The sequence below is a fragment of the Stenotrophomonas sp. YJH_SMC_69 genome (assembly GCF_059370495.1).
This window is the reverse complement of record NZ_JCAFTS010000008.1, coordinates 36,154-56,120: the sequence shown is the minus strand read 5'-3', so window position 1 is coordinate 56,120 and position 19,967 is coordinate 36,154. Positions and strand designations below refer to the sequence as shown.

Below are 19,967 nucleotides of genomic sequence, written 5' to 3'. Positions count from 1 at the left end.
GCAGACCAGAGCAGGGTTCATGGATGGATGACAGCGTGCCACCGCATGGGGTCCCGGACCATACTCAAAACGTCCTAGAATCCGCCTTCCCCCGGCTCCCTGGTGTGTCATGTCGGCTCCCCCCTCTTCGTCTGCGGCTGCCCCCCGGGGTGGCCTTGTCGCGCTGGCACTGCTGCTGGTCTATGTGGTCTGGGGCTCGACCTACCTGGGCATCGCCAAGGCCCTGCACGGCGGCGCACTGCCGCTGACGATGGTCTCCGGCAGCCGCTTCATCATTGCCGGCGGCCTGATGTTCCTGGCGCTGCGCCTGTTCTGGAAGCTGCCGAACCCGACCCTGCGGCAATGGCGCAACCTGGTCATCATGGGCGTGACCATGCTGGTGCTGGGCAACGGCATGGTGGTGCTGGCCGAGCGTGAGGTGTCCTCGGGCCTGGCCGCCACCGCGGTGGCCTCGGTGCCGCTGTGGATGGCGCTGTTCTCGGCGCTGCGCGGGCAGCATGCCAGCCGCGGTGAGTGGCTGGGCATCGCCATCGGCTTCCTCGGTGTGGTCTGGCTCAATGCCGGCAGCAGCCTGACCGCCTCGCCGACCGGGCTGGTGCTGCTGCTGATCGCGCCGATCGGCTGGGCCTTCGGTTCGGTGTGGGCACGCGGGCTGGACCTGCCGGGCCCGTTCATGACCGCGGCCGGGCAGATGATCTGCGGTGGCGTGCTGCTGGTGCTGATCGGCCTGGCGGTCGGCGAGCGCCCGAGCACGCTGCCCGATACCGGTGGCCTGCTGGCGATGGCGTACCTGTGCGTGTTCGGCTCCATCGTCGCGTTCACTGCCTACGTGTGGCTGCTGCAGAACGTGCGTCCGGCGCTGGCCGGCAGCTATGCGTACGTCAACCCGGTGATCGCGGTGCTGCTCGGCGCGCTGCTCAACGGTGAACGCTTCGGCTGGCGCGACCTGCTGGCGATGGCGGTGATTCTCCTGGGTGTGGTGGTACTGACGATGGCAAGGACGCGAAAGAGATGAGCATGGACGAGAAAGAACAACGCCGGGGCCTGCTGGTCACCGCGTCCACCTTCGTGATCTGGGGCCTGGTGCCGGTGTACTGGCACCTGCTCAACGAGGTGCCTTCGTTCCAGATCATCGCCCACCGCATCATCTGGAGCACCGTGCTGGTGCTGGGCTGGCTGCTGATCAGCTCGCGCCTGGGCTGGTGGCAGAAGATCGCCGCGCAGCCGCGCGCGCTGCCGATCCTGCTGGTGTCGAGCCTGACCATCGCCTTCAACTGGGGCCTGTACATCTGGGCGGTCAACGCCGGTCATGTCATCGAGACCAGCCTGGGCTACTTCATCAACCCGCTGGTGAACGTGCTGCTGGGCGTGCTGGTGCTGAAGGAACGCCTGCGCCGCCTGCAATGGGTGGCGGTGGCGATGGCGGCGGTGGGCGTGGCCTGGCTGACCATCGACGCCGGCACACCGCCGTGGATCGCGCTCGGCCTGGCTTGTTCGTTCGGCCTGTATGGGCTGTTGCGCAAGCTGGTCTCGGTCGACCCGGTGGCCGGCCTGGGCGTGGAAAGCATGTACCTGTTCCTGCCGGCGCTGGCCTTCGCGATCTGGGCGGAAAACGGCCATGGCGGTGCGTTCTTCCATGGCTGGGGCTGGCGCAACGACCTGCTGCTGATCTTCGGTGGCGCAGTCACCGCCGTACCGCTGATCGGCTTTGCCTACGGCGTGAAGCGCATTCCGCTGTCGCTGGTCGGCATCCTGCAGTACATCGCACCGAGCCTGCAGCTGCTGCTGGGCGTGTTCTTCTTCCACGAAGCGTTCGATACCGCCAAGGCGATCGGTTTTGCCGCGATCTGGGCCGGCCTGATCCTGTTCGTCGGCGACAACATCCGCACGATGCGCGCCAAGCGCTAGCGCCGGCGGGGCTGCGGGGTCGGATCCCTCCGCAACGCGGAGGGCTCTGACCCTGTTCTATCCGTCGCGTGGGGTCAGAGCCCTTCGCAGGGCGAAGGGATCCGACCCGCTTCCACCCAAAAAAGAACGGCGCCCCGAGGGGCGCCGTTCTGCTTCCGTCCACGGCCAGGAGAGAGGGATGGCCGTGGCGGGAACGCGGTTGCAGGCTTAGAAGCGCTGCTGGTACTTCATGTACATGAAGCGGCCGATGTCGAAGCCACCGTAGTAGGTGAAGCTGCTGTTCGGCTGGCTGTACATGATCGGACCCTGGTGGTTGAACACGTTGTTCACGCCCAGCGACACGGTGCCATCCCACGGCAGGCTGTAACGCACCTGCAGGTCGTGGAAGGTGTTGGAGCCCACCTTGTTGGTCGGCGACGCGCTGGTGTACGACGAGTTGAAGCCCGGCAGGTTGCACTCATCCATGTACGAGCACTTCTCCTTCATGCTGGAGTAGTAGCGCGCGGTCCAGCCGATGCCGAGGTCGCCGTACTGCCAATCCAGGTTGAAGGTGGAGCGCACGCGGAAGTCGCCGGCCCAACCGGTACGCTGTTCCACCGGGGTGGTGGCGGCGCTGTCGTTGCGCTGCTCCAGGTAGTCGGTGTACGTGGTGTTCCAGTTGACGGCGAACTTGCCGAACGCGGTTTCCGGCAGGCGGTAGCGCACGTTGATGTCATAGCCGGCGGTTTCGCGGTAGCCCGCGTTGACCAGCGAGCGGTCCAGCGAGTTGACCTGGCCGTTGCTGCCACGGGTGAAGCGGCCGCAGGCGGCATCCGAACCCTGCACGTAGCACTGTTCCAGGATGTTGGTGGCCGACTCACCGACGATGGCGTTGTCGATGCGGATCTTCCACCAGTCCAGGCTGACGTCCAGGCCCTGCACGAAGTCCGGGCTGTAGACCAGGCCGACGGTCCAGGTCTTGGCGGTTTCCGGCTTCAGGCCCGGGTTGGAACCCGAGCTGAAATCGGTGGTGGCCTGCTGGCCGGGCTTGGTGGCCACGCTGCCATCGCTGTTGAGCTGGCGGAAGTTGGCCGGCACCTTCAGCGCCTGGCAGCGGGCAGCGACGGTCGGGCTGGTGGCGGCGGTACCGAAGGAGGTATCGCACGGATCGGTGAACGAGTCGCGGCTGCTGACGGTGCCGCCGTACAGGTCATCCACGGTCGGCGCACGGAAGCCGGTGCCGTAGGTGGCGCGCACCAGCAGGCTGTCGATCGGCTTCCACTTCAGGCCGAACTTGCTGTTGGTGGTCGAACCGAAGTTGTTGTAGTCCGAGTAGCGGCCGGCCATGTCCAGCGACAGTTCGCGGGCGAACGGCAGGTCGGCCAGCAGCGGCACCTGCAGCTCCAGGTAGACCTCGTTGAGCGAGTAGTTGCCGCGGGTCGGCTGGCCGCTGGTGCCGGCGATCTCGCCCTTCTGCACCATCGTGTCCGGAGTGTAGCTGGCTTCTTCGCTGCGGTGCTCGAAGCCCATCGCGGCCAGGATGTCGCCGGCCGGCAGGGTGAACAGCGAGCCGGAGATGTTGCCGCTGGCGACCTTGGTGGTGCTCTGCATCTTGTCGACGAAGCGGGTGAACAGGTAGTCCTGCACGTCCTGGTTGCTCAGCGAGCCGGGTCCGGTGTAACCCATCGGGGCGGCCGGGTTCCACGGCACGCAGCCGGCGATCACCGCGCCCGGCGCACCGCAGCGGGCCACGTTGCCGTCCATGAAGGACGGGCCGACGGCCAGGTTGACGTGCGGCTGGTACATGCTGCCGGTACCGATGCGCTCGCCTTCGTTGCGGTTGTACATGTAGTTGACGTTCCAGTCCCAGTACCGCGAACCGGTTTCGAAGCTGCCTTCCAGACCAATGCTGGCGCGCTTGGTTTCCAGGTTGTTCTCGGTGCCGCGCGGCAGTTCCTCGGTACGGTGCGCGAACAGCGCATCCTGGCCCCACAGGTTGAACGCGCTGTCCTTGGACAGGGCGGCACGGCTGCCATTGCGGGCCTGTGCGGCGCTGACCGAGTACGGGTAACCGGCCAGGTGCTTGGTCGACTCGCGCTTGCTGTACAACGCGTCGGCGACGATGCGCAGGTTGTCGGTGATCGAGAAGCCACCGTTGGCGAACACCGAGGTGCGTTCCAGGCCTGTCAGCAGGCTCATGTTCGACTTGGTGTTGGCACCATCAGCCGGGTCCGGCGCATGGAAGTTGCCGGCCTTGCCCGGGTCGCCGCCCGGGCCCACCGTCAGGTTCTTGCCACCGACGGTGACGTAGCCCCACGGGGTGTTGCCATTGAGGCCATCGTTGGGGTGGCGCGGGCCGTTGGTGTAACGGCTGAACGCGCGGTCCTTGCCCAGCACCTCATCTTCCTTGGTGCGCTCGGCGCCCACGCTGAACCAGCCGCGCTCGAAGGTCTTGCCGAAGGTCGCGCTGTAGGCGCGCTTCTGGCCGTCACCCTGGCCGTACTGGCCGACATAGACGCTGGCTTCGCCACCATCGAAATTCTTGCGGGTGATGATGTTGACCACGCCGGCGATGGCATCGGAGCCGTACAGCGCGGAGGCGCCGTCGGTCAGCACTTCCACGCGCTCGACGATGGACGACGGGATCGAGGCCAGGTCGGAGTAACCGCCGGCGCTGACGCCCATGCGGCGGCCGTCGATCAGCACCAGGCTGCGTTCCGGGCCCAGGTTGCGCAGGCTGACGTACATGCCGCCGAAGTCGCGCGAGGAGGTCAGCGACGAGGCGCGGCTCATGCTCGGCGCACCGGCGGCAGGAATGTCCTGCAGGATGTCAGCGACGTTGACGTAGCCCTTCTTCTCGATCTCGGCGCGGTTGAGCGCGACCACCGGCTGTGCGGTTTCGACACTGGCCTGGCGGATGCGCGAGCCGGTGATTTCGATGCGGTCGAGGTTGGTCGGGGTATCGCTGGTGCTCTGTGCGAAGGCGGGGGTGGTGCAGCTGGCGGCCAGCGCGATGACGATCGCGTTGCGCAGCGGATTGGTTTTCAGGGACATCCGTGAAATCTCGTGTTTCGGTAAAAACAAGCGCCCGTTCTATGGGCGCGTGGGGTGCTGCAAACCAACGTGGGGGGCGCGATTCTAGAATGTTTCCATTCGTAACTGTTTGTCTCGGCGCTGCTGGAAGTGCGCGAAAATGAATCGCAACCAACAATCCACAGATGCGCTGTGCGCAGCGTCACGCGCGCTGCGTTTGCGATGGGCAGAGGCATCGATAGCGGCACGAAGCTGGCACGCTTGAGTGGTTGCGACAACGCGTCGCAGTACGCGCTTGTATGCAGGCGCGCAGGCGTTGTGATGCACCTGCCCGCATGAAATGCTCTTCGCCTTGTCATCGAAGGCAGGAGACGAAGGAATGATCCAGCTTGAAGAAGCACGCCGTCGCGTGGAGGCTGCACTTGCCAGCGACGATGAGCCGGTTGCCATCACGCATGAGCACGAAGTGGTCGAAGGCTGGCTGTTCTGCTTCCAGTCGCTGCGCTACCTGCAATCCGGCGAAATCTCGGATGCATTGGCCGGCAATGGGCCGATCTTCGTCGACCGGCACACAGGCGAGCAGCACGCGCTGGGCACGGCGTATCCGCCCGAGGAGGTCCTTCGCCAGCATCTGGCCGCGCGCGGCCCCGCCGTCTGATGCTGCGGCGGCGGATTTCTGAGTTCGGCAACGTGAAAGGGACGGAGCCTTCGCTCCGTCCCCTTGCGTGATGCGCAGTCCACCGCTGCGCGATGCTCAGGTTTCGCGCAGCGCCGTGGTGATCGGCAGACGTGCCGCGCGCAGTGCCGGGAACAGGCCGCCGACCAGGCCGATGCCCAGTGCCCATTTCAGGCCGGTCCACAGCAGTTCCGGCGACACATGGAACTTGAACACCACTGCGCTGAAGTTGCTGCCGATGGTGGACACGCTGTAGCCGTTGAACAGCAGCCACGCCACCGCACAGCCGAGCAGGCCACCGAGCAGCGCCAGCAGCATCGTCTCCAGCATCACTGCCGTCACCACCGGCAGGCCGCGGAAGCCGATCGCACGCATGGTGGCGATTTCGCGGGCGCGCGTGGCGACGGCCGCATACATGGTGTTGAGCGCGCCAAACACCGCACCGACCGCCATGATCGTGCCGATCACCTTGCCAAGGATGTCGATCAACTTGGTCAGCCCGCCGCCCTGCTTGCTGTAGTACACGCGGGTGGTTTCCACGTCCAGTTTCAGGCGCGGGTCGGCGGCGACGGCGGCCTTGAACTGATCGAAGCCTGCCTTGCCCTCGGTGCGCACGCTGATCGACTGCCAGGCGCTGCGCTGGTAGGTGGTGGCCAGCGTATCGGCGTCGGTCCACAGTTCCGAATCATGCGCATCGCCGGTGGCGAACACACCCACTACGGTCCAGGTCTGGTTGCCCAGGGTCAGTGTCCTGCCCACCTCCATGTCGCGGAACTGGCCCTTGGCGCCCTGGCCGACCACGATCTCGCGCAGGCCAGTGGCGAACTTGCGGCCCTCGACGATCCTGACCTTGTCATGCACCGCCCACGCCTGCGGGCCCACGCCGCGGAACTGCGCGTTGACGTCGGTGCCATCGGACTTCGACACCAGGTTGACCACCTGCGACAGCTCCGGCGACAGCAGCGGCCGGCCCTGCGCATCGCGGCTGATGCCGGGCAGGGTGGACAGCATCGGTACCTGCTCGCGGGTGATCACCGAGTTGGTCTCGGCCTGCGAGCCACCGCGCAGCACGATGGCAGTGGTGTCATCGCCGGTGTTGTTGAGCGTGGCCTGGAAGCCTTCGCCCATCGCCAGCATTGCCACCAGCACGCCGACCACGCCGGCGATGCCGACCACGATCACCGAGGACGCGCCCCAGCGCTGCGGCAGGCTGGCCACGCCGATACGGGTGGCGGCCAGCGCCAGTCGCCCCCCGCGGGTCAGCAGAAGCCACAGGGCCACCAGCACGGTCACGGCCAGCACGCCGGTCCACGGCAGGCTGATCCACAGCACCAGGCCGACCGCCAGCAGCAGCACCGTCACGCCGTTGCCCAGCCACTTCTTGAGTTTGCTCTTGAACATGTCTGTGTTCTCCTCAGCGACCGGCCAGTGCGTCGACGATCTTCAGGCGCTTGGCACGCAGCGCCGGCAACAGGCCGACGATGATGCCGATCACCACGATCAGGCCCAGCCCCATCAGCCAGGTTGGCGTCGGCACGTGCGGCGGCAGCATGCCCATGCTCTTCGGGCCGATGGCCGGCAGGATCAGGGCGGCCAGGCCCATGCCGATCAGGCCGCCCAGGCCGATCAGCAGCACCGATTCCACCATCACCAGGGTCAGCACGGTGCTGTCCTTGAAGCCCAGCGTCTTCAGCGTGGCCAGCTCCGGCACGCGCTCGCGCACGGCCTGCGCCATGGTGTTGCCTGTCAACAGCAGCAGGGTGAAGAACACCGCGCCCATGATCGAGGTGACGATCATGCCGATATCCGCGAACTGCTTGACGAAGGCCTGCTGGAACGCCGATTCGGTCTGGGTCTTGGTCTCGTGGTCGGAGTTGGCCGAGATCGCGTCGATCGCCTGCGCCACCCGCGAAGAGTGGTCCGGGTTGTCCAGCGTTACCGTGTACCAGCTCACCTGGTTCTTGATGTAGTCGTTGGATTCATCGAAGTACTTCCAGTTCATCATCAACTGGCGTTCTTCGTTGGCGGCCAGCGCACGGTCCTTGGAACGGTAGATGCCCTTGAGCACCAGCGGCCAGTCGTTGCTGCCGCCACGCGGGAAGATCGTGGCCTGCAGCGGGATGGTGTCGCCGATCTTCCAGCCGAACTGCTTGGCCAGGGTTTCGCCGACGATGGCGCCGGTACGGGTCTGCTTCCAGTCTTCCAGCTGTGCCGGGTCGATCTGCAGCTCGCGGTAGACATCGAAGTAGTTGGGGGACACCGAGAAGTTCGGGAAGAAGTTCTTCGGGTCCTGGTAGATGCCGCCGAACCACATGCCATAGGCCACGTCGCGCACGCCGGCCACCTGCCGCACCTGGGCCTCCAGGCGGATCGGCAGCGACTGGGTGATCGACAGCCGCGATGCGACCACCAGGCGGTTGGCGCCTTCCACGCTGCCGCCGGAGGTGAATGCCACGCGCACCGAATCGAGCATGCCGAACAGCAGGAACGCGGCCACCACGGAGAGCAGGGTCAGCAACGTGCGGGTACGGCTGCGGAACAGCTGCGCCCACACCAACGAGAAGTATTTCATCGCCGTGGCCTCCGTCAGTGGGCCAGCGGCGCGTCGGCCAGCTCGCCCTTGTCCAGGTGCACCGTGTGCGTGGCGTACTCGGCGGCCTTCGGGTCATGGGTGACCATGATGATGGTCTTGCCATGCTCCCGGTTGAGCTGCTGCAGCAGGCCGAGGATCTCCTCGGCGGACTGGCGGTCGAGGTCGCCGGTCGGTTCGTCGCAGATCAGGAAGGTCGGGTCGGAGACGATCGCCCGGGCGATTGCCACGCGCTGCTGCTGGCCGCCGGACAGTTCATTCGGGCGGTGGCTGCGGCGGTCGGCCAGGCCGACCAGGGTCAGCGCGATCTCGGCGTTGCGGCGGCGCTGCGCCGCATTGAGGTGGGTCAGCAGCAGCGGCAGTTCCACGTTCTTCTGCGCGGTCAGCATCGGCATCAGGTTGTAGAACTGGAACACGAAGCCGACGTGGTGGCTGCGCCAGGTCGACAGCTGGCCGCCGCTCATCTGGTCGATGCGCTCGCCCTCGATGCTGATCTCGCCGCCGCTGGGGTTGTCCAGGCCGCCGATCAGGTTGAGCAGGGTGGTCTTGCCCGAGCCGGACGGGCCCATCAGCGCGACGAAGTCGCCGCTGGCGATGTCCAGGTCGATGCCGTGCAGCACCTGCACTTTCTCGGGGCCACGCTGGTAGGTCTTGGTGATGTTGCGCAGTGAAACCAGGGTCGACATGGGTGGTTCTCCACGGAAGGCGGGAAACGGGGAAGCGCCACGGCAGGGGCCGCAGGCGTGCGTCGAGCGGTGCTGCCGGCGGCGCCCGTGGGCGCCAGGCCGCTACTGCGCTTGTTTCTGTTGCACCTTGGCGCCATCGCGCAGGGTGTCCGGCGGGTTCAGCACCACCGATTCACCTGCGCTCACGCCCTTGAGGATCTGGCGGTCCTTGCCCATCGCCTGGCCGGCCTCGACCGTGCGCTGCTGCACGCGGCTTTCGTCACCCAGCACGAAGGCAACCGAGGCGCCCTCGCGCTGGACCACGGCGCCCGCCGGCACGCGCACGCCCTGCGGTTTGGCGGCCGCCTGCGGCTGCGCCTGCTCCAGGAAGCTGACGCGCACGCCCATCTCCGGCACGATGCGCGGGTCCTTCACCTTCAGCGCCACGCGCACCTTCACCGTGGCCTTGCCGCGGTCGGCGGTGGGGATGATGGCGATCACCTCGCCCGGAATCTTCCACTCCGGATAGGCGTTGAGCGTGGCTTCGACCGGCATCTTCGGCTGCACGCGGCCGATGAAGGCCTCGCCGACCTCGACTTCGATCTCCAGCGAGTCCATGTCGACGATGGTGCCGATGCCGGTACGGGTGAACCCACCGCCCGCCGACAGCGGCGAGACGATTTCGCCGGGCTGCGCGGCCTTGGCAGTGACCACGCCGGAGAACGGCGCGCGCACGATGTTGTTGTCCACGCCCAGATCGGCGATGGCCAGCTGGTCGTTGGCCACCTTGACGTTGCGCTGTGCGGTGTCCAGCTGTGCACGCAGGCTGTCACGCTGGGCCACCGCCTGGTCGTACTGCGAGCGCGACACCAGCTGCTGGCCGACCAGTGCCTGCAGGCGGCTGGCTTCAGCGGCCGCCTGCCTCTGCTGCGCTTCCAGCCCGGCCACCTGGCTGCGTGCGGCCTGCAGCTGCGAGGCATACAGGCTGCGCTGCGCGTCGGCATCGATCGGGTCCAGGGTGGCCATGATCTGGCCCTGTTCCACGCGCATGCCTTCCTCGATCATCACCTCGCGCACCTTGCCGGTGATCTTGGCCGATACCGTGGCCATGCGCCGGGCGACCACGTAGCCACTGGCATCGAGCACCGAACTGCTGGCGCTGCCCTGCTGGATGGCCACGGCGGGGGCGGTTTCCACGTCCACTGCCGGCGTACGCCCGAACAGGGCGAAGCCGACAGCGGCCAGCAACAACACGACCAAGATGATCGCGATCCACAGCCAGCGGCGGCCACCGCCACTGCCGCCGGAGGCGGGCGGCGGCGATTTGCGGTCGATACGGAGTTCCTTCAACAGCTCGGCAGAAGCGTTCATTCGTTCCATCACAGGCGTTTGGGCGGGTGTGGCCGGAAGGGCGGACGGCGGCGGTTCCGGCGGTTCCGGCGGTGGAGCGTGCGGCACAGCATGCAGGCAGGCACAGCGATGACGGCAGTGACAGCTGTCACCCGATGACACTGACGGCGGCAACTGCGAAACGTGACCACGGCGGCACAGGATGGCAACGTCCCCGCTACCGGTACCGCCCATGGATCCGATCACCCCGTCGCTGGCCCGCCACAGCCGCGCCGCCAAGCGTACCGTGATCCGCGCTCGGTTGCGCCGGTGCCGCCCGGCCGGTGGTGGCGCCTGCGCGCAGGCGGCTGAACTGGCATGATCGGCGGCGATCGTCCCCGCCTGGAACCGCCCGTGCCGTCGACATGGCTTGCCTCGCTGCTGCGCCCCGCGCCGGACTCGGCGGTGGCCGATACGCTGCGCCGGGGAAAATCGCCCTGGAGCGAGGCAGTCCACCTGCTGTGGTCGGTGTGGATCTTCCTGACGCCCTTGCTTGGCCACGGCTTCACCCTGCGCTGGCTGCTGCTGACGCTGGCCAGCTATCCGGTGTTCCTGCTGCTGTACGCCAAGGTGATGGTGGCGCCGCGCCATCACGCTCCGCGCTATGCGCTGGGCCTGATCGCGATGTCGCTGGTGCTGCTGCCCTGGTATCCGTCCGGGCTGACCTACTTCGTGTTCGGCTGCGTGCTGCTGCGGGTGAGCGGACGCGGTGGCTGGTGGCAGTATCTGCTGCAGCTCACTGGCCTGAACCTTCTGTTCTGCAGCCTCGCGCTGCTGTTCCAGTACCCGTGGCAGAGCCTGGTCTGGATCCCGGCCGTGTCCTACATCGTGGGGCTGGTCGTGAACGTGGAAGCGCTCAACCAGCAGAAGGATGCGGCACTGCAGCTGTCGCAGGACGAGGTGCGGCGGCTGGCGGCCACTGCCGAGCGCGAACGCATCGGCCGCGACCTGCATGACCTGCTCGGCCACACCCTGTCGCTGATCACATTGAAGCTGGAGCTGGCGCGCAAGCTGCACGACCGCGGCGACGCGCGCGCGCGGCTGGAGATCGGCGAGGCCGAGGCCATCGCCCGCGAAGCGCTGGCACAGGTGCGCAGCGCGGTTACCGGCATCCGCGCCAGCGACCTGGCCGGTGAGCTGGCATCGGCGCGGCTGCTGCTGGAATGCCAGCAGGTCCACCTTCAATACGCACCACCACCGGCGATGCCGGTGGATGTCGAACGCGGGCTGGCGCTGGTGCTGCGCGAGGCCGCAACCAATATCGTGCGCCATGCACAGGCGACACAGGCACGGGTGGAGTTCATGCTGGAGGGACGCATGCTGGCGATGCAGATCCGCGACGATGGCCGTGGCGGCGTGCAGGCCGAGGGCAACGGGCTGAGCGGCATGCGCGAACGCGTGGCCGCCCTGGGGGGCAGCCTGCAGGTACAGTCCGCAAAGGGCGAGGGCACGCGACTGACCGTGCGCGTGCCACTGGCTGCCGCGACCACACCGTTGCCGCCGGGAGCGCCGCCGTCGCTGGCACAGGACGGTGCCGCATGATCCGCATCCTGCTGGCCGAGGATCAGGCGATGGTGCGCGGTGCACTGTCGGCGTTGCTGGGCCTGGAGCCGGATATCGAGGTGCTGGGCAGCGCCGCCGATGGCGAAACCGCGTGGCGGATGCTGCAGCAGCTGCAACCGGACATCCTGGTCACCGACATCGAGATGCCCGGCCTGTCCGGGCTCGAGCTTGCCCAGCGCATCGCGCGCCACGAGCTGCCGATCAAGGTGGTGATCGTGACCACCTTCGCCCGCGCCGGTTTCCTGCGCCGCGCGCTGGAAGCCGGCGTGCTGGGCTACCTGCTGAAGGATGCACCGGCCGAGAACCTGGCCGATGCCCTGCGCAAGGTGAAACAGGGCATCCGTGCGATCGACCCGCAGCTGGCACTGGATGCGTGGTCGCAGGCCGATCCGCTGACCGACCGCGAGCGCCGCGTACTGCGGCTGGCGGGCGAGGGCCGCACCGCCAGCGAGATCGCCGAACAGCTGGGGTTGTCGCACGGTACGGTGCGCAATTACCTGTCCGAGTGCATCGGCAAGCTGGGCGTGGCCAACCGGATCGAGGCGTACCGGCTGGCGCGGCAGAAGGGGTGGTTGTAGGGGCGTCCTGCTGTTCCCGGTGATTTCGTTTCCGCGACCACGGAGGGATGTCACTTTCTTTGCGCGCAAAGAAAGTAACCAAAGAAACGCTCCGCCGGCCGCGAGCCGGCGTGCTTCGCACGCCGGTGCCCTGCGCTCCTCGGTCCGTCGAGGGACGGCGCGGGAACTCGCTGCGCTCAGACACCCGCACCTCTTCGCCCTCGCCGGACCTGCGGTGCTCGGCTCGCTCAAGGCGGACTGGAAGGGCAAGAGCATCCACGCACGTCGTGGATCTACTGGGTGCAGCTGTGGCCTTTGACGTTGGGTCCGCCTTCTAGCGAGCCGAGCATCGCAGGGGAATCAGGGGCGCAGAGGCGCCGATGTCTGAGCGCAGCGAGTTCGGCGCCGTCCCCTGATTCACCGAGAAGCGCAGGGAACCGGCGCGGAGCGACGGCTCGCGATCTGGCGGCGTGTTTCTTTGGTTACTTTCTTTGCACGAGCAAAGAAAGTGACACCCCTCCGCGGGCGCGGAAACGATCCGCCGGGCATGGCCCGGCGCTACTCATGCGTGGGCGCAGAGGAGCTCGCTCTCAATCCTTCCCGCGCGCCATCGCCTGGAACACCCCGTCACGCCGCACCCACAGGTGGAACAGCGCCGCACCCACATGCATCAGCACCGTGGCAAACAACACATAGGCCAGCAGGCTGTGCGCATTGCGCAACGCGGCATACAGTGCCGGGGTATGGGGCACGATCGGCGGCAGGTGCAGGCCGCCCCACAGCACGATCGGGTAACCGCCGGCCGACAGCATCGCCCAGCCGATCAGCGGCATCGCCAGCATCAGTGCGTACAGCATCCAGTGCGAGGCCTTGGCCGCCATCACCTGCCACACAGGAAGATCCGCCGGCAGCGGCGGTGGGCGATGACGCAGCCGGTTGTACAGGCGCAGCAACACCAGTACGCCGATAGTGATGCCCAATGGGCGGTGCAGGTCGATCAGCATCGGTCGCAGGTGCAGCGAGGCGACCATGGTCACGCCAATGAACAGCATGGCGACGATCATCAGCGCCATGGACCAGTGCAGCACCCGCGCCAGCAGGTTGAAGTGGCCGTTGCCGGTGCTCATCGTGCGGCCTCCTTCCGTTGCTCGACGTTGCCGGTGGCGCGCTCGCGTTCGCGGCGGTTGAAGGACTGCGAATACACGGCCGAGCGGGCCGCCAGGATCGGATCGTCACTGCCGCGCACGCCGCTGGGCAGGATCAGCGGATCGAAATTGATCTGCCCGCAGGCGCCCTGTTCCTGCGACTGCATGCGGTCCAGGCTGAGTACGCCGGCCACTACCTGATCACGCGATTCGGGCCACGGTACCGACGGATCATCGATGGCATCGCCCGGCTCGGCGGTGGTCACGACCAGGTTCCAGCGCACCGGGCCGCTGGCCAGGCGCTGCTGCAGTTCCTGGCTGAGGAAATCGACGCTGGCCTGCTTGCGGGTTTCCGCATCCATCTCCACCACCGGCGCCTGCGGCTGCCAGCGCCAGCGCACCGCGCGCTTCTGGCCCTGCGCATTGGTGAACCAGAAGCTGTTGACGCTGTTGAAGGTGGTGTCGGCCCAGCTGCTGGTCCACGGCGCGGTCTTGGCCCACTGCTGGAAAGCCTGCGCACTGGGGTATTTGGCCAGCACCGCGGCCATCTTCTGCGGATCGGGCTTGCCGGTGGCCGGGTCGGGAATGGAGGCGCGGGTCTGCTCGTAGAACGCCTCTGCGCTGGGCACGGCGAAGAACGGGAAGCTGTTCATCGCCATGCGCCATTCCTGGCCATCATCGCTGACCATCTGCACCGCGAGGCTGCGCACGCGTGCGGTGTTGTCGGCGCCGTAGGGGTCGCCGCCGCCGATCGACAGGCGGCCCATCACTGGCACGCGGCGTTGCGAGAACACCCGTGCGCTGGACAGGGTGGGCGCCTGCGCGCTGGGTTCGAACCAGCCGCTCACGCAGATGCCCTTGCTGTGCGCGCGGCGGAAGCCCGGGTGCGCCGGGCCGGTGGCCTCGATGGTGTCGGTGAAGCGCTGCGCGGTCAGGCGGTTTCCAATCCAGCCGGCCAGCCAGGCGAAGGCCAGCGCGACCGCACCCAGAATGAGTGCGATCAGTGCGATCCAGAGCAGGGGTGAATGCTTGCGTGGCGCGCCCGGCGTCTGGCCAGCGCGGGTGTAGCGGAAGAGCGACATGGTCGGAGTCCTGCCTTCACGGAGCGTGTGGGTGGTCGACCCACACATCCTCGCAGAACCCGGCCGGGGCCGAAATTCAATTTTTCGTCAGATTTTCCGGGGACGGGGTGCCGACCAACGGTCGGCACCCACCCGATCAGCTGTAGCGCTGCTTCAGCATCGCCCACGCCGAGCGCAGCGCCAGCGCTTCGCCACCGGCCGGACGGCCCGGGCGCTCGCCGTCGTTCCAGGCATACACATCCAGGTGCGCCCAGCGCTGGCCGTCTTCCAGGAAGCGTTCCAGGTACAGCGCGGCGGTCACCGAGCCGGCCATGCGCGAACCGGCGTTGGCCAGGTCGGCGATGCCGCTGCTCAGGTAGCGCAGGTAGGGGCGCCACAGCGGCATGCGCCAGACCGGGTCGCGGGTCGCGTCACCGGCCTGCAGCCACTGCTGGGCCACCGTGTCGTCGTTGCTGAACAGTGCCGGCAGGTCCGGGCCCAGTGCGATGCGCGCGGCACCGGTGAGGGTGGCGAAGTCCAGCACCAGGTCCGGCTTCTGCTCACCGGCGAAGGTCAGCGCATCGCACAGGATCACGCGGCCTTCGGCATCGGTGTTGTCGATCTCCACGCTCAGGCCCTTGCGGGTGGCGATCACTTCGCCCGGGCGGAAGGCATCCGGACCGATCGCGTTTTCCACCGCCGGCACCAGCAGGGTCAGCCGCACCGGCAGCCCGCGCGCCATCACCAGGCCGGCCAGGGCCAGTGCGTGCGCGGCGCCGCCCATGTCCTTCTTCATGTTGCGCATGCCGTCGGCCGGCTTGATGTCCAGCCCGCCGGTATCGAAGCACACGCCCTTGCCCACCAGCACCAGCGCCGGGTCGGTTTCCCTGCCCCAGCGCAGCACGACCAGGCGCGGCGCACGATGCGAAGCGCGGCCCACGGCGTGGATGGCCGGGAAATTCTGCTTCAGCAGTTCGTCGCCGGTAATCGCCTCGACCTGCGCACCATGTGCATCGGCCAGCGCGCGCGCGGCGTCTTCCAGCTGCTGCGGGCCCATGTCTTCGGTCGGGGTGTTGACCCAGTCGCGCACGCGCAGGCTGGCGGCGATCAGGTCGGCCACTTCGCCGGTCGGCGAGGCCACCAGCTGCGCCGGTGCGCGGTTGCGCTTGCGATAGCGGTCAAAGCGGTAGCTGCCCAGGCCCCAGCCCAGCTGCAGCAGCGCCAGTTCGGCGGCCGGCAGTTCATTGGCCAGCTGCCAGACGCTGCCTTCCGGCAGCGCGTGCGGCGCATGCGCATAGCTGTAGGCATCGGCACGATCACCCACGCCCATCACGGCACCGGCCAGGCCATCGGCGCCCGGCAGCAGTGCCACGCTGTGGGCGCCGGCGTTGAAGCCCTGCGATGCCAGCCACGCCTGCGTGGCAGCCGGCTGGCTGTCCTTCCAGGCGGCGAACTGCTCGCGGTCCAGCACGTACAACGGCAGCGCCGCAGCGGTGTCGGCGGTGAAACCAGTGATCTCGCTCATGCGTCAGGTACTCCGGGGTGCGGCGGCGTCGAGGTTGGCATCCAACCAGTCGGCCAGGCCGGTAAGGGTGTCGAACTGCAGGTCCGGCTGCAGCTGCGGATGGGTCCAGGTGGCTGCGTCGCGGTTGATCCAGCAGCCGCGCAGGCCGGCGGCAATCGCCCCGGCCACGTCCATGTCGGCATGGTCGCCGACGTGCAGCACCTGTGCCGGTGCCACACCCAGGCGGGTGCACGCGGCATGGAAGATGCTGGCTTCGGGCTTGGCCGCGCCGTGTTCGCGCGAACCCAGCTGGAAGGCGAAATGATGGGCCAGGCCGATCCGCTCCAGGTCGGCGTTGCCGTTGCTCAGCGCCGCCACCGGTACCCGTGCGGCAATGCGCGCCAGCGCGTCGATCGCATCGGGATAGCACTCCACCTGGTTGCGCGCGGCGTAGAACACTTCATACGCAGGCTCCAGCAGATCGAGGCTGGCACCGCTGGTGTGCAGTGCTTCGTGCAGGGTCAGCCGGCGCAGCGCACTCAGGTCGTGGTGGAGGTGCGGATGGGCGTGGTACAGCCGCTCGCGCAGTTCGCGCATCGCCTCCACCGGATACATCGCGGCGGTAGCGGGGCTGTGTTCGCACATCCAGGCGTGCAGGACCTGTTCGATGCGGGCGCCGATCGGAGCGAACGGCCACAGCGTGTCGTCAAGGTCGAGGGTGATGGCTTGGACGGGGAAATTCACCTCGCCATTCTACCCCTGCCCGCGCGGGCTTTCATGCGGCGCGGCGGGCGGGTGGGCACTGTGGCTGGGCCGGGTCAGCGCAGGTTGTACGAGCAGGCGATGGTGGTCTGGCCGTCGAACTGCTGCACGTCCAGGTTGTGCCGCCCAACTTCCTTCGTGTAGGTGCCTGCTACCGGGTCGGACATCTTCGCCAGTGCCGCGACCTGTTCCACACTGGCCGAGCTGAAGTACGCGGTGAAACTGTCGATGCCATCCTCGCCGCTGTCGCCGTCATAGGACTGCAGCCGGTTCACGGGCTGGCCCAGCACCATCAAGGGCGTGGTCAGCCGGAACTCGCCGCTGGATTCGCCGTCCTGCGCCCTTGCCGGGGCCGGTGCCAGCATCCGGGCCATGGCGTCGAACTGCATGGGCGTGAGGTGCCGCTTGCAGGTAACCGCCTCAGCAAGCTGGGTGCGCGCCTGATCGGCAGTCGGCGGTGTCGCGGCGAACGCGGGAGCGGCAATGCAGGCCAAGGCAAGGCAACGCGTGGCGAGAGAGTTCATACGAGCGGATCCATCCGGGTAGGGCGCCATAGTCTGCCACTTCGTCCCTGTTTCTGGTTCCGCCACCTGCGTCCATCCGTTGTTGATGCCGTCACTCCAGCAGGCGTGCCCAGCCCTGCATGCCATCCAGGCGTGCCAGCACCAGCTTGATGCACACCAGCAGCGGCACTGCCAGCAGCAGCCCGATCATGCCCCAGGCCCAGCCGAACACCATCAGCGCCAGGATCAGCACCAGCGGCGACAGCTTCATCCGACGGCCCAGCACGATCGGGGTCACCATCTGCCCTTCCAGGGTGTGCAGGCCCAGGTAGGCGGCGGCCGGCAGCAGGGCCTGCAGCGGGTCGCGGAACTCGACGAAGCCCATCAACAGCATCAGCGCCACGCCGATCAGCGGACCCACATACGGGGCGAAGTTCAGTAGTGCAGCCACCGTGCCCCACAGCAGTGCTTCCTGCAGGCCGATGCCGAGCAGCATCAGCACGCCGGCGAACACCAGCCCGACCAGGGTGTTGATGACGCTGATGGTCAGCACGTAACGCGAGACCTCCCGTTCGATCGAACGCAGGATGTCGGTGGTGAACCGCTGCTGCTGGCGGTTCGGGAACAGGGCGATCGCTGCGCGCTGCAGGCTCTGCCCGTAGATCATGAAGAACAGGGTCAGCAGCACCACCGCCAGCACCGACGCGGCCAGGCGCGGTGCACGGGTCAGCATGCGGTATGGATCGTCCAGCTGGGTGCGGATCACCTGCACCTTGTGGTTGCTGTCACCGCCGGCCACGCGGGCGAAGTTTTCCGCCGCCTGGTTGGCCTGCTGCACCGGCTTGGTCAGGTCCTGCACCTGCCGGGCCACCTTGCGCAGCTGCTGCGGTGCTTCCTGCGCCCATTCCATCGCCGGACCGATCAACTGCACCGCCAGCGAACCGGTCACGCCCAGCCCGGCGCCGAGGATCAGCAGTGCGCCCAGCGCGCGCGGAATCCACAGCTTCTGCAGCAGGCGCAGGATCGGGTTGCCGACCAGCGCGAAGAACACCGCCAGCAGCACCGGCAGGATGATGTCCTGCGCGGCCCACAGCGTGTAGCCCACCGCCAGGGTGGCCAGGACCACCAGCGACATCGGCCCGCGTGGACGCGACGGGGGCGGCAGCGGTGCCTCCGCACCCTGCGGATCGGCTGGTGACGGGGACAGGAGGGACTCGCTCATCGACGCACCAACCGGGAAGGGGAGCGCATTATCCGCCGGCCGCGATCGGCGCGGCGGAGTGCGTGGATCAACGTTCGGACAGCTCGGTGGCGGCTTCGGCCGGGCGCGGTTCGCGCGGTTCCGGTTCGGGTTCCGGGCGGGGGGCAGGTGCCGGCCGTGCGTTGGCGGCGGAGGCCGCCGCCTGTGCCTGCTCGCTGGCATCGTCGGCTTCTTCGGCCGCGTCGTCGGCGGTCGCTGCAGCCTGTGCCGCCATCGCCGTGGCGAACGCCGCCTGGGCACTGGCGAACAGGTTCGAGACCGAACCGACCATCTGCAGCCAGCGCGCACCGTTGACCTTGCCGGGCACTTCCAGCTTGCCGGCGATGAAGCCACCGGCCAGGCCGACCACCACGATGCGCAACGGCGACCAGCCCTTTCGCCAGACGTCGCTGAGCGTGGACCAGTGGTCCTGGGTCTCGCTCAGGCGCACGGTCACCACCTGTTCGCAGCGTTTCACCCGCCGCTGCAGCGCGCCGAACTTCATGGCTTGCCCTCGGGCAGCTGCACGCCGGCATCGGGGTCGTCTTCGCTGGGCTCGTCGAACAGGCCCAGGCGTGACAGCTGGCGCCGGGTGGCATGCATGCCGGTGTGGTGGAAGAAGTAGGACACCCGCCAGATCGCGTAGCCGGTGACGGCCAGGCTCAGCAGCGAGGTGATCAGCAGCGCCTGCAGCCAGCTAAGGCCCCAGCTCTGCAGCAGGGCGATGAGGGTGGCCGCCATCAACAGCCAGGCCGAGGCACCAAATACGATCGCCACGCCGGCCCAGGCCAGCGCACGGCCGAAGGCGCTGCGGGCCAGGGCGAAGTCGGCCGAGGCCAGCCGGCGCAGCGAGCGCACGGTGTGCTTGGCCGAATCGGCGGCGGCACGACCGGCCGCGCCGACCTGGCGGATGCTCTCATCCAGCGGCGGGGTGGCCGCCGGATCAGGGGCTTGCGCGTTGTCTTCGCTCACGCCGCGGCTTACTTGTCGCTGCTGCCGCGGGCCAGCTTGGCGATGATCCAGCCGGCAGCGAAGGCGACGCCGAACGAAGCCAGCGGACGCTCACGGATCAACTCGGCGGCGCTGTCGATCAGGTCCTTGCCCTTGTCCATCAACGCGTCAACCTGTTCCTTGGCAGCGGCACCACCGAATTCGGCGGCGGCCAGACCAGACAGTGCGCTGTCGGACAGTTCGGCCTTGACGTTGGCCTTGCCGATGCGCAGCTCGTCGGTCGCGGCACCGGTTGCGCCCTTGATCGCACCGCCGGCGGCCGTGGCGGCCTGCTTCAGGTGGGAACCGGCTTCACCCAGGTGTTCCTTCAGGTTCTCGGTATTGGTGGGGCTCATCGAATCACTCCTGTTGCGATGGGGGAACGGGTGTCGGCGGTGCCGA

At 67.7% G+C, this 19,967-nt stretch carries 20 protein-coding genes; 6 read left to right on the top strand and 14 right to left on the bottom strand.

Annotated features, from left to right (window positions below; translation table 11 throughout):
* Window positions 1–109: 109 nt before the first annotated feature.
* Window positions 110–1,015, top strand: coding sequence for a drug/metabolite exporter YedA (yedA, locus tag AC5P8F_RS14535; protein ID WP_049404006.1), 906 nt, complete (start codon window positions 110–112; stop codon window positions 1,013–1,015).
* Window positions 1,012–1,908 carry an EamA family transporter RarD gene (gene rarD / locus AC5P8F_RS14530; protein WP_014645638.1) on the top strand — a complete coding sequence of 299 codons (897 nt, stop codon included), beginning with the start codon at window positions 1,012–1,014 and terminating at the stop codon, window positions 1,906–1,908. Before yedA ends, rarD begins: the two co-directional genes overlap by 4 nt.
* A 207-nt stretch (window positions 1,909–2,115) precedes the next feature.
* Here the strand turns inward: rarD and AC5P8F_RS14525 are convergent, their stop codons facing one another.
* Window positions 2,116–4,941 (bottom strand): TonB-dependent receptor, encoded by a 2,826-nt coding sequence (locus AC5P8F_RS14525; RefSeq protein ID WP_346601601.1) that lies wholly within the window; start codon window positions 4,939–4,941, stop codon window positions 2,116–2,118.
* Between the two features lie 319 nt (window positions 4,942–5,260).
* Here AC5P8F_RS14525 and AC5P8F_RS14520 point away from each other — a divergent pair, with 319 nt between their 5' ends.
* Window positions 5,261–5,578 carry a YrhB domain-containing protein gene (locus tag AC5P8F_RS14520; protein ID WP_239510533.1) on the top strand — a complete coding sequence of 106 codons (318 nt, stop codon included), beginning with the start codon at window positions 5,261–5,263 and terminating at the stop codon, window positions 5,576–5,578.
* 96 nt (window positions 5,579–5,674) lie between these two features.
* Here AC5P8F_RS14520 and AC5P8F_RS14515 read toward each other — a convergent pair whose 3' ends face one another.
* The 4 genes from AC5P8F_RS14515 to AC5P8F_RS14500 form a co-directional block, all read right to left on the bottom strand.
* Window positions 5,675–6,997: an ABC transporter permease gene (locus tag AC5P8F_RS14515; RefSeq protein ID WP_032956233.1), complete on the bottom strand. Its 1,323-nt coding sequence runs from the start codon at window positions 6,995–6,997 to the stop codon at window positions 5,675–5,677.
* Between the two features lie 13 nt (window positions 6,998–7,010).
* On the bottom strand, window positions 7,011–8,168 hold the full coding sequence (locus AC5P8F_RS14510; protein ID WP_014035671.1) for an ABC transporter permease: 1,158 nt from the start codon (window positions 8,166–8,168) through the stop codon (window positions 7,011–7,013).
* A 14-nt stretch (window positions 8,169–8,182) separates the two neighbouring features.
* Window positions 8,183–8,872, bottom strand: coding sequence for an ABC transporter ATP-binding protein (locus AC5P8F_RS14505; protein ID WP_004137569.1), 690 nt, complete (start codon window positions 8,870–8,872; stop codon window positions 8,183–8,185).
* A gap of 102 nt (window positions 8,873–8,974) precedes the next feature.
* Window positions 8,975–10,222, bottom strand: coding sequence for an efflux RND transporter periplasmic adaptor subunit (locus AC5P8F_RS14500; protein ID WP_329768289.1), 1,248 nt, complete (start codon window positions 10,220–10,222; stop codon window positions 8,975–8,977).
* A gap of 211 nt (window positions 10,223–10,433) precedes the next feature.
* Between AC5P8F_RS14500 and AC5P8F_RS14495 the strand changes: the two genes are divergently transcribed.
* The 3 genes from AC5P8F_RS14495 to AC5P8F_RS14485 are packed head-to-tail and all read left to right on the top strand — an operon-like array spanning window position 10,434 to window position 12,381.
* Window positions 10,434–10,562 (top strand): hypothetical protein, encoded by a 129-nt coding sequence (locus AC5P8F_RS14495; RefSeq protein ID WP_257473236.1) that lies wholly within the window; start codon window positions 10,434–10,436, stop codon window positions 10,560–10,562.
* Window positions 10,559–11,782, top strand: a complete 1,224-nt coding sequence (locus AC5P8F_RS14490; protein WP_032956229.1) for a sensor histidine kinase — start codon at window positions 10,559–10,561, stop codon at window positions 11,780–11,782. The genes AC5P8F_RS14495 and AC5P8F_RS14490 overlap by 4 nt, the downstream gene beginning before the upstream one ends.
* Window positions 11,779–12,381: a response regulator transcription factor gene (locus AC5P8F_RS14485; RefSeq protein WP_014645643.1), complete on the top strand. Its 603-nt coding sequence runs from the start codon at window positions 11,779–11,781 to the stop codon at window positions 12,379–12,381. Before AC5P8F_RS14490 ends, AC5P8F_RS14485 begins: the two co-directional genes overlap by 4 nt.
* Before the next feature lie 569 nt (window positions 12,382–12,950).
* Here the strand turns inward: AC5P8F_RS14485 and AC5P8F_RS14480 are convergent.
* The 9 genes from AC5P8F_RS14480 to AC5P8F_RS14440 form a co-directional block, all read right to left on the bottom strand.
* Window positions 12,951–13,487, bottom strand: a complete 537-nt coding sequence (locus AC5P8F_RS14480; protein WP_032961466.1) for a cytochrome b — start codon at window positions 13,485–13,487, stop codon at window positions 12,951–12,953.
* Entirely contained in the window at window positions 13,484–14,587 is a 1,104-nt protein-coding gene (locus tag AC5P8F_RS14475) for a catalase family peroxidase (RefSeq protein WP_032961465.1), read from the bottom strand. Before AC5P8F_RS14475 ends, AC5P8F_RS14480 begins: the two co-directional genes overlap by 4 nt.
* A 136-nt stretch (window positions 14,588–14,723) precedes the next feature.
* Window positions 14,724–16,091: a leucyl aminopeptidase family protein gene (locus tag AC5P8F_RS14470; protein WP_005411979.1), complete on the bottom strand. Its 1,368-nt coding sequence runs from the start codon at window positions 16,089–16,091 to the stop codon at window positions 14,724–14,726.
* Window positions 16,092–16,094: 3 nt separating this feature from the next.
* Complete coding sequence (locus tag AC5P8F_RS14465) at window positions 16,095–16,814, bottom strand: HAD family hydrolase (RefSeq protein ID WP_049441851.1); 720 nt, start codon at window positions 16,812–16,814, stop codon at window positions 16,095–16,097.
* A gap of 74 nt (window positions 16,815–16,888) precedes the next feature.
* Window positions 16,889–17,356 carry a hypothetical protein gene (locus AC5P8F_RS14460; protein ID WP_032961458.1) on the bottom strand — a complete coding sequence of 156 codons (468 nt, stop codon included), beginning with the start codon at window positions 17,354–17,356 and terminating at the stop codon, window positions 16,889–16,891.
* A gap of 91 nt (window positions 17,357–17,447) precedes the next feature.
* Window positions 17,448–18,557 (bottom strand): AI-2E family transporter, encoded by a 1,110-nt coding sequence (locus AC5P8F_RS14455; protein WP_049441853.1) that lies wholly within the window; start codon window positions 18,555–18,557, stop codon window positions 17,448–17,450.
* 67 nt (window positions 18,558–18,624) lie between these two features.
* On the bottom strand, window positions 18,625–19,080 hold the full coding sequence (locus tag AC5P8F_RS14450) for a protein sip-5 (protein WP_495228442.1): 456 nt from the start codon (window positions 19,078–19,080) through the stop codon (window positions 18,625–18,627).
* Entirely contained in the window at window positions 19,077–19,547 is a 471-nt protein-coding gene (locus tag AC5P8F_RS14445; protein ID WP_014645651.1) for a phage holin family protein, read from the bottom strand. Before AC5P8F_RS14445 ends, AC5P8F_RS14450 begins: the two co-directional genes overlap by 4 nt.
* An 8-nt stretch (window positions 19,548–19,555) precedes the next feature.
* The gene (locus AC5P8F_RS14440) at window positions 19,556–19,921 is read right to left on the bottom strand and encodes a hypothetical protein (protein WP_004153835.1); all 366 of its coding nucleotides are present in this window, start codon (window positions 19,919–19,921) and stop codon (window positions 19,556–19,558) included.
* Between the last annotated feature and the right edge of the window lie 46 nt (window positions 19,922–19,967).

Coding starts and splice junctions, on each gene's coding strand:
- AC5P8F_RS14490 (WP_032956229.1), top strand. CDS start 10,559: ATGATCGGCGGCGATCGTCCCCGCCTGGAACCGCCCGTGCCGTCGACA.
- yedA (WP_049404006.1), top strand. CDS start 110: ATGTCGGCTCCCCCCTCTTCGTCTGCGGCTGCCCCCCGGGGTGGCCTT.
- AC5P8F_RS14480 (WP_032961466.1), bottom strand. CDS start 13,487: ATGAGCACCGGCAACGGCCACTTCAACCTGCTGGCGCGGGTGCTGCAC.
- AC5P8F_RS14510 (WP_014035671.1), bottom strand. CDS start 8,168: ATGAAATACTTCTCGTTGGTGTGGGCGCAGCTGTTCCGCAGCCGTACC.
- AC5P8F_RS14450 (WP_495228442.1), bottom strand. CDS start 19,080: ATGAAGTTCGGCGCGCTGCAGCGGCGGGTGAAACGCTGCGAACAGGTG.
- AC5P8F_RS14520 (WP_239510533.1), top strand. CDS start 5,261: ATGCTCTTCGCCTTGTCATCGAAGGCAGGAGACGAAGGAATGATCCAG.
- AC5P8F_RS14440 (WP_004153835.1), bottom strand. CDS start 19,921: ATGAGCCCCACCAATACCGAGAACCTGAAGGAACACCTGGGTGAAGCC.
- AC5P8F_RS14500 (WP_329768289.1), bottom strand. CDS start 10,222: ATGAACGCTTCTGCCGAGCTGTTGAAGGAACTCCGTATCGACCGCAAA.
- AC5P8F_RS14470 (WP_005411979.1), bottom strand. CDS start 16,091: ATGAGCGAGATCACTGGTTTCACCGCCGACACCGCTGCGGCGCTGCCG.
- AC5P8F_RS14475 (WP_032961465.1), bottom strand. CDS start 14,587: ATGTCGCTCTTCCGCTACACCCGCGCTGGCCAGACGCCGGGCGCGCCA.
- AC5P8F_RS14455 (WP_049441853.1), bottom strand. CDS start 18,557: ATGAGCGAGTCCCTCCTGTCCCCGTCACCAGCCGATCCGCAGGGTGCG.
- AC5P8F_RS14525 (WP_346601601.1), bottom strand. CDS start 4,941: ATGTCCCTGAAAACCAATCCGCTGCGCAACGCGATCGTCATCGCGCTG.
- AC5P8F_RS14495 (WP_257473236.1), top strand. CDS start 10,434: ATGGATCCGATCACCCCGTCGCTGGCCCGCCACAGCCGCGCCGCCAAG.
- AC5P8F_RS14515 (WP_032956233.1), bottom strand. CDS start 6,997: ATGTTCAAGAGCAAACTCAAGAAGTGGCTGGGCAACGGCGTGACGGTG.
- AC5P8F_RS14485 (WP_014645643.1), top strand. CDS start 11,779: ATGATCCGCATCCTGCTGGCCGAGGATCAGGCGATGGTGCGCGGTGCA.
- AC5P8F_RS14460 (WP_032961458.1), bottom strand. CDS start 17,356: ATGAACTCTCTCGCCACGCGTTGCCTTGCCTTGGCCTGCATTGCCGCT.
- AC5P8F_RS14505 (WP_004137569.1), bottom strand. CDS start 8,872: ATGTCGACCCTGGTTTCACTGCGCAACATCACCAAGACCTACCAGCGT.
- rarD (WP_014645638.1), top strand. CDS start 1,012: ATGAGCATGGACGAGAAAGAACAACGCCGGGGCCTGCTGGTCACCGCG.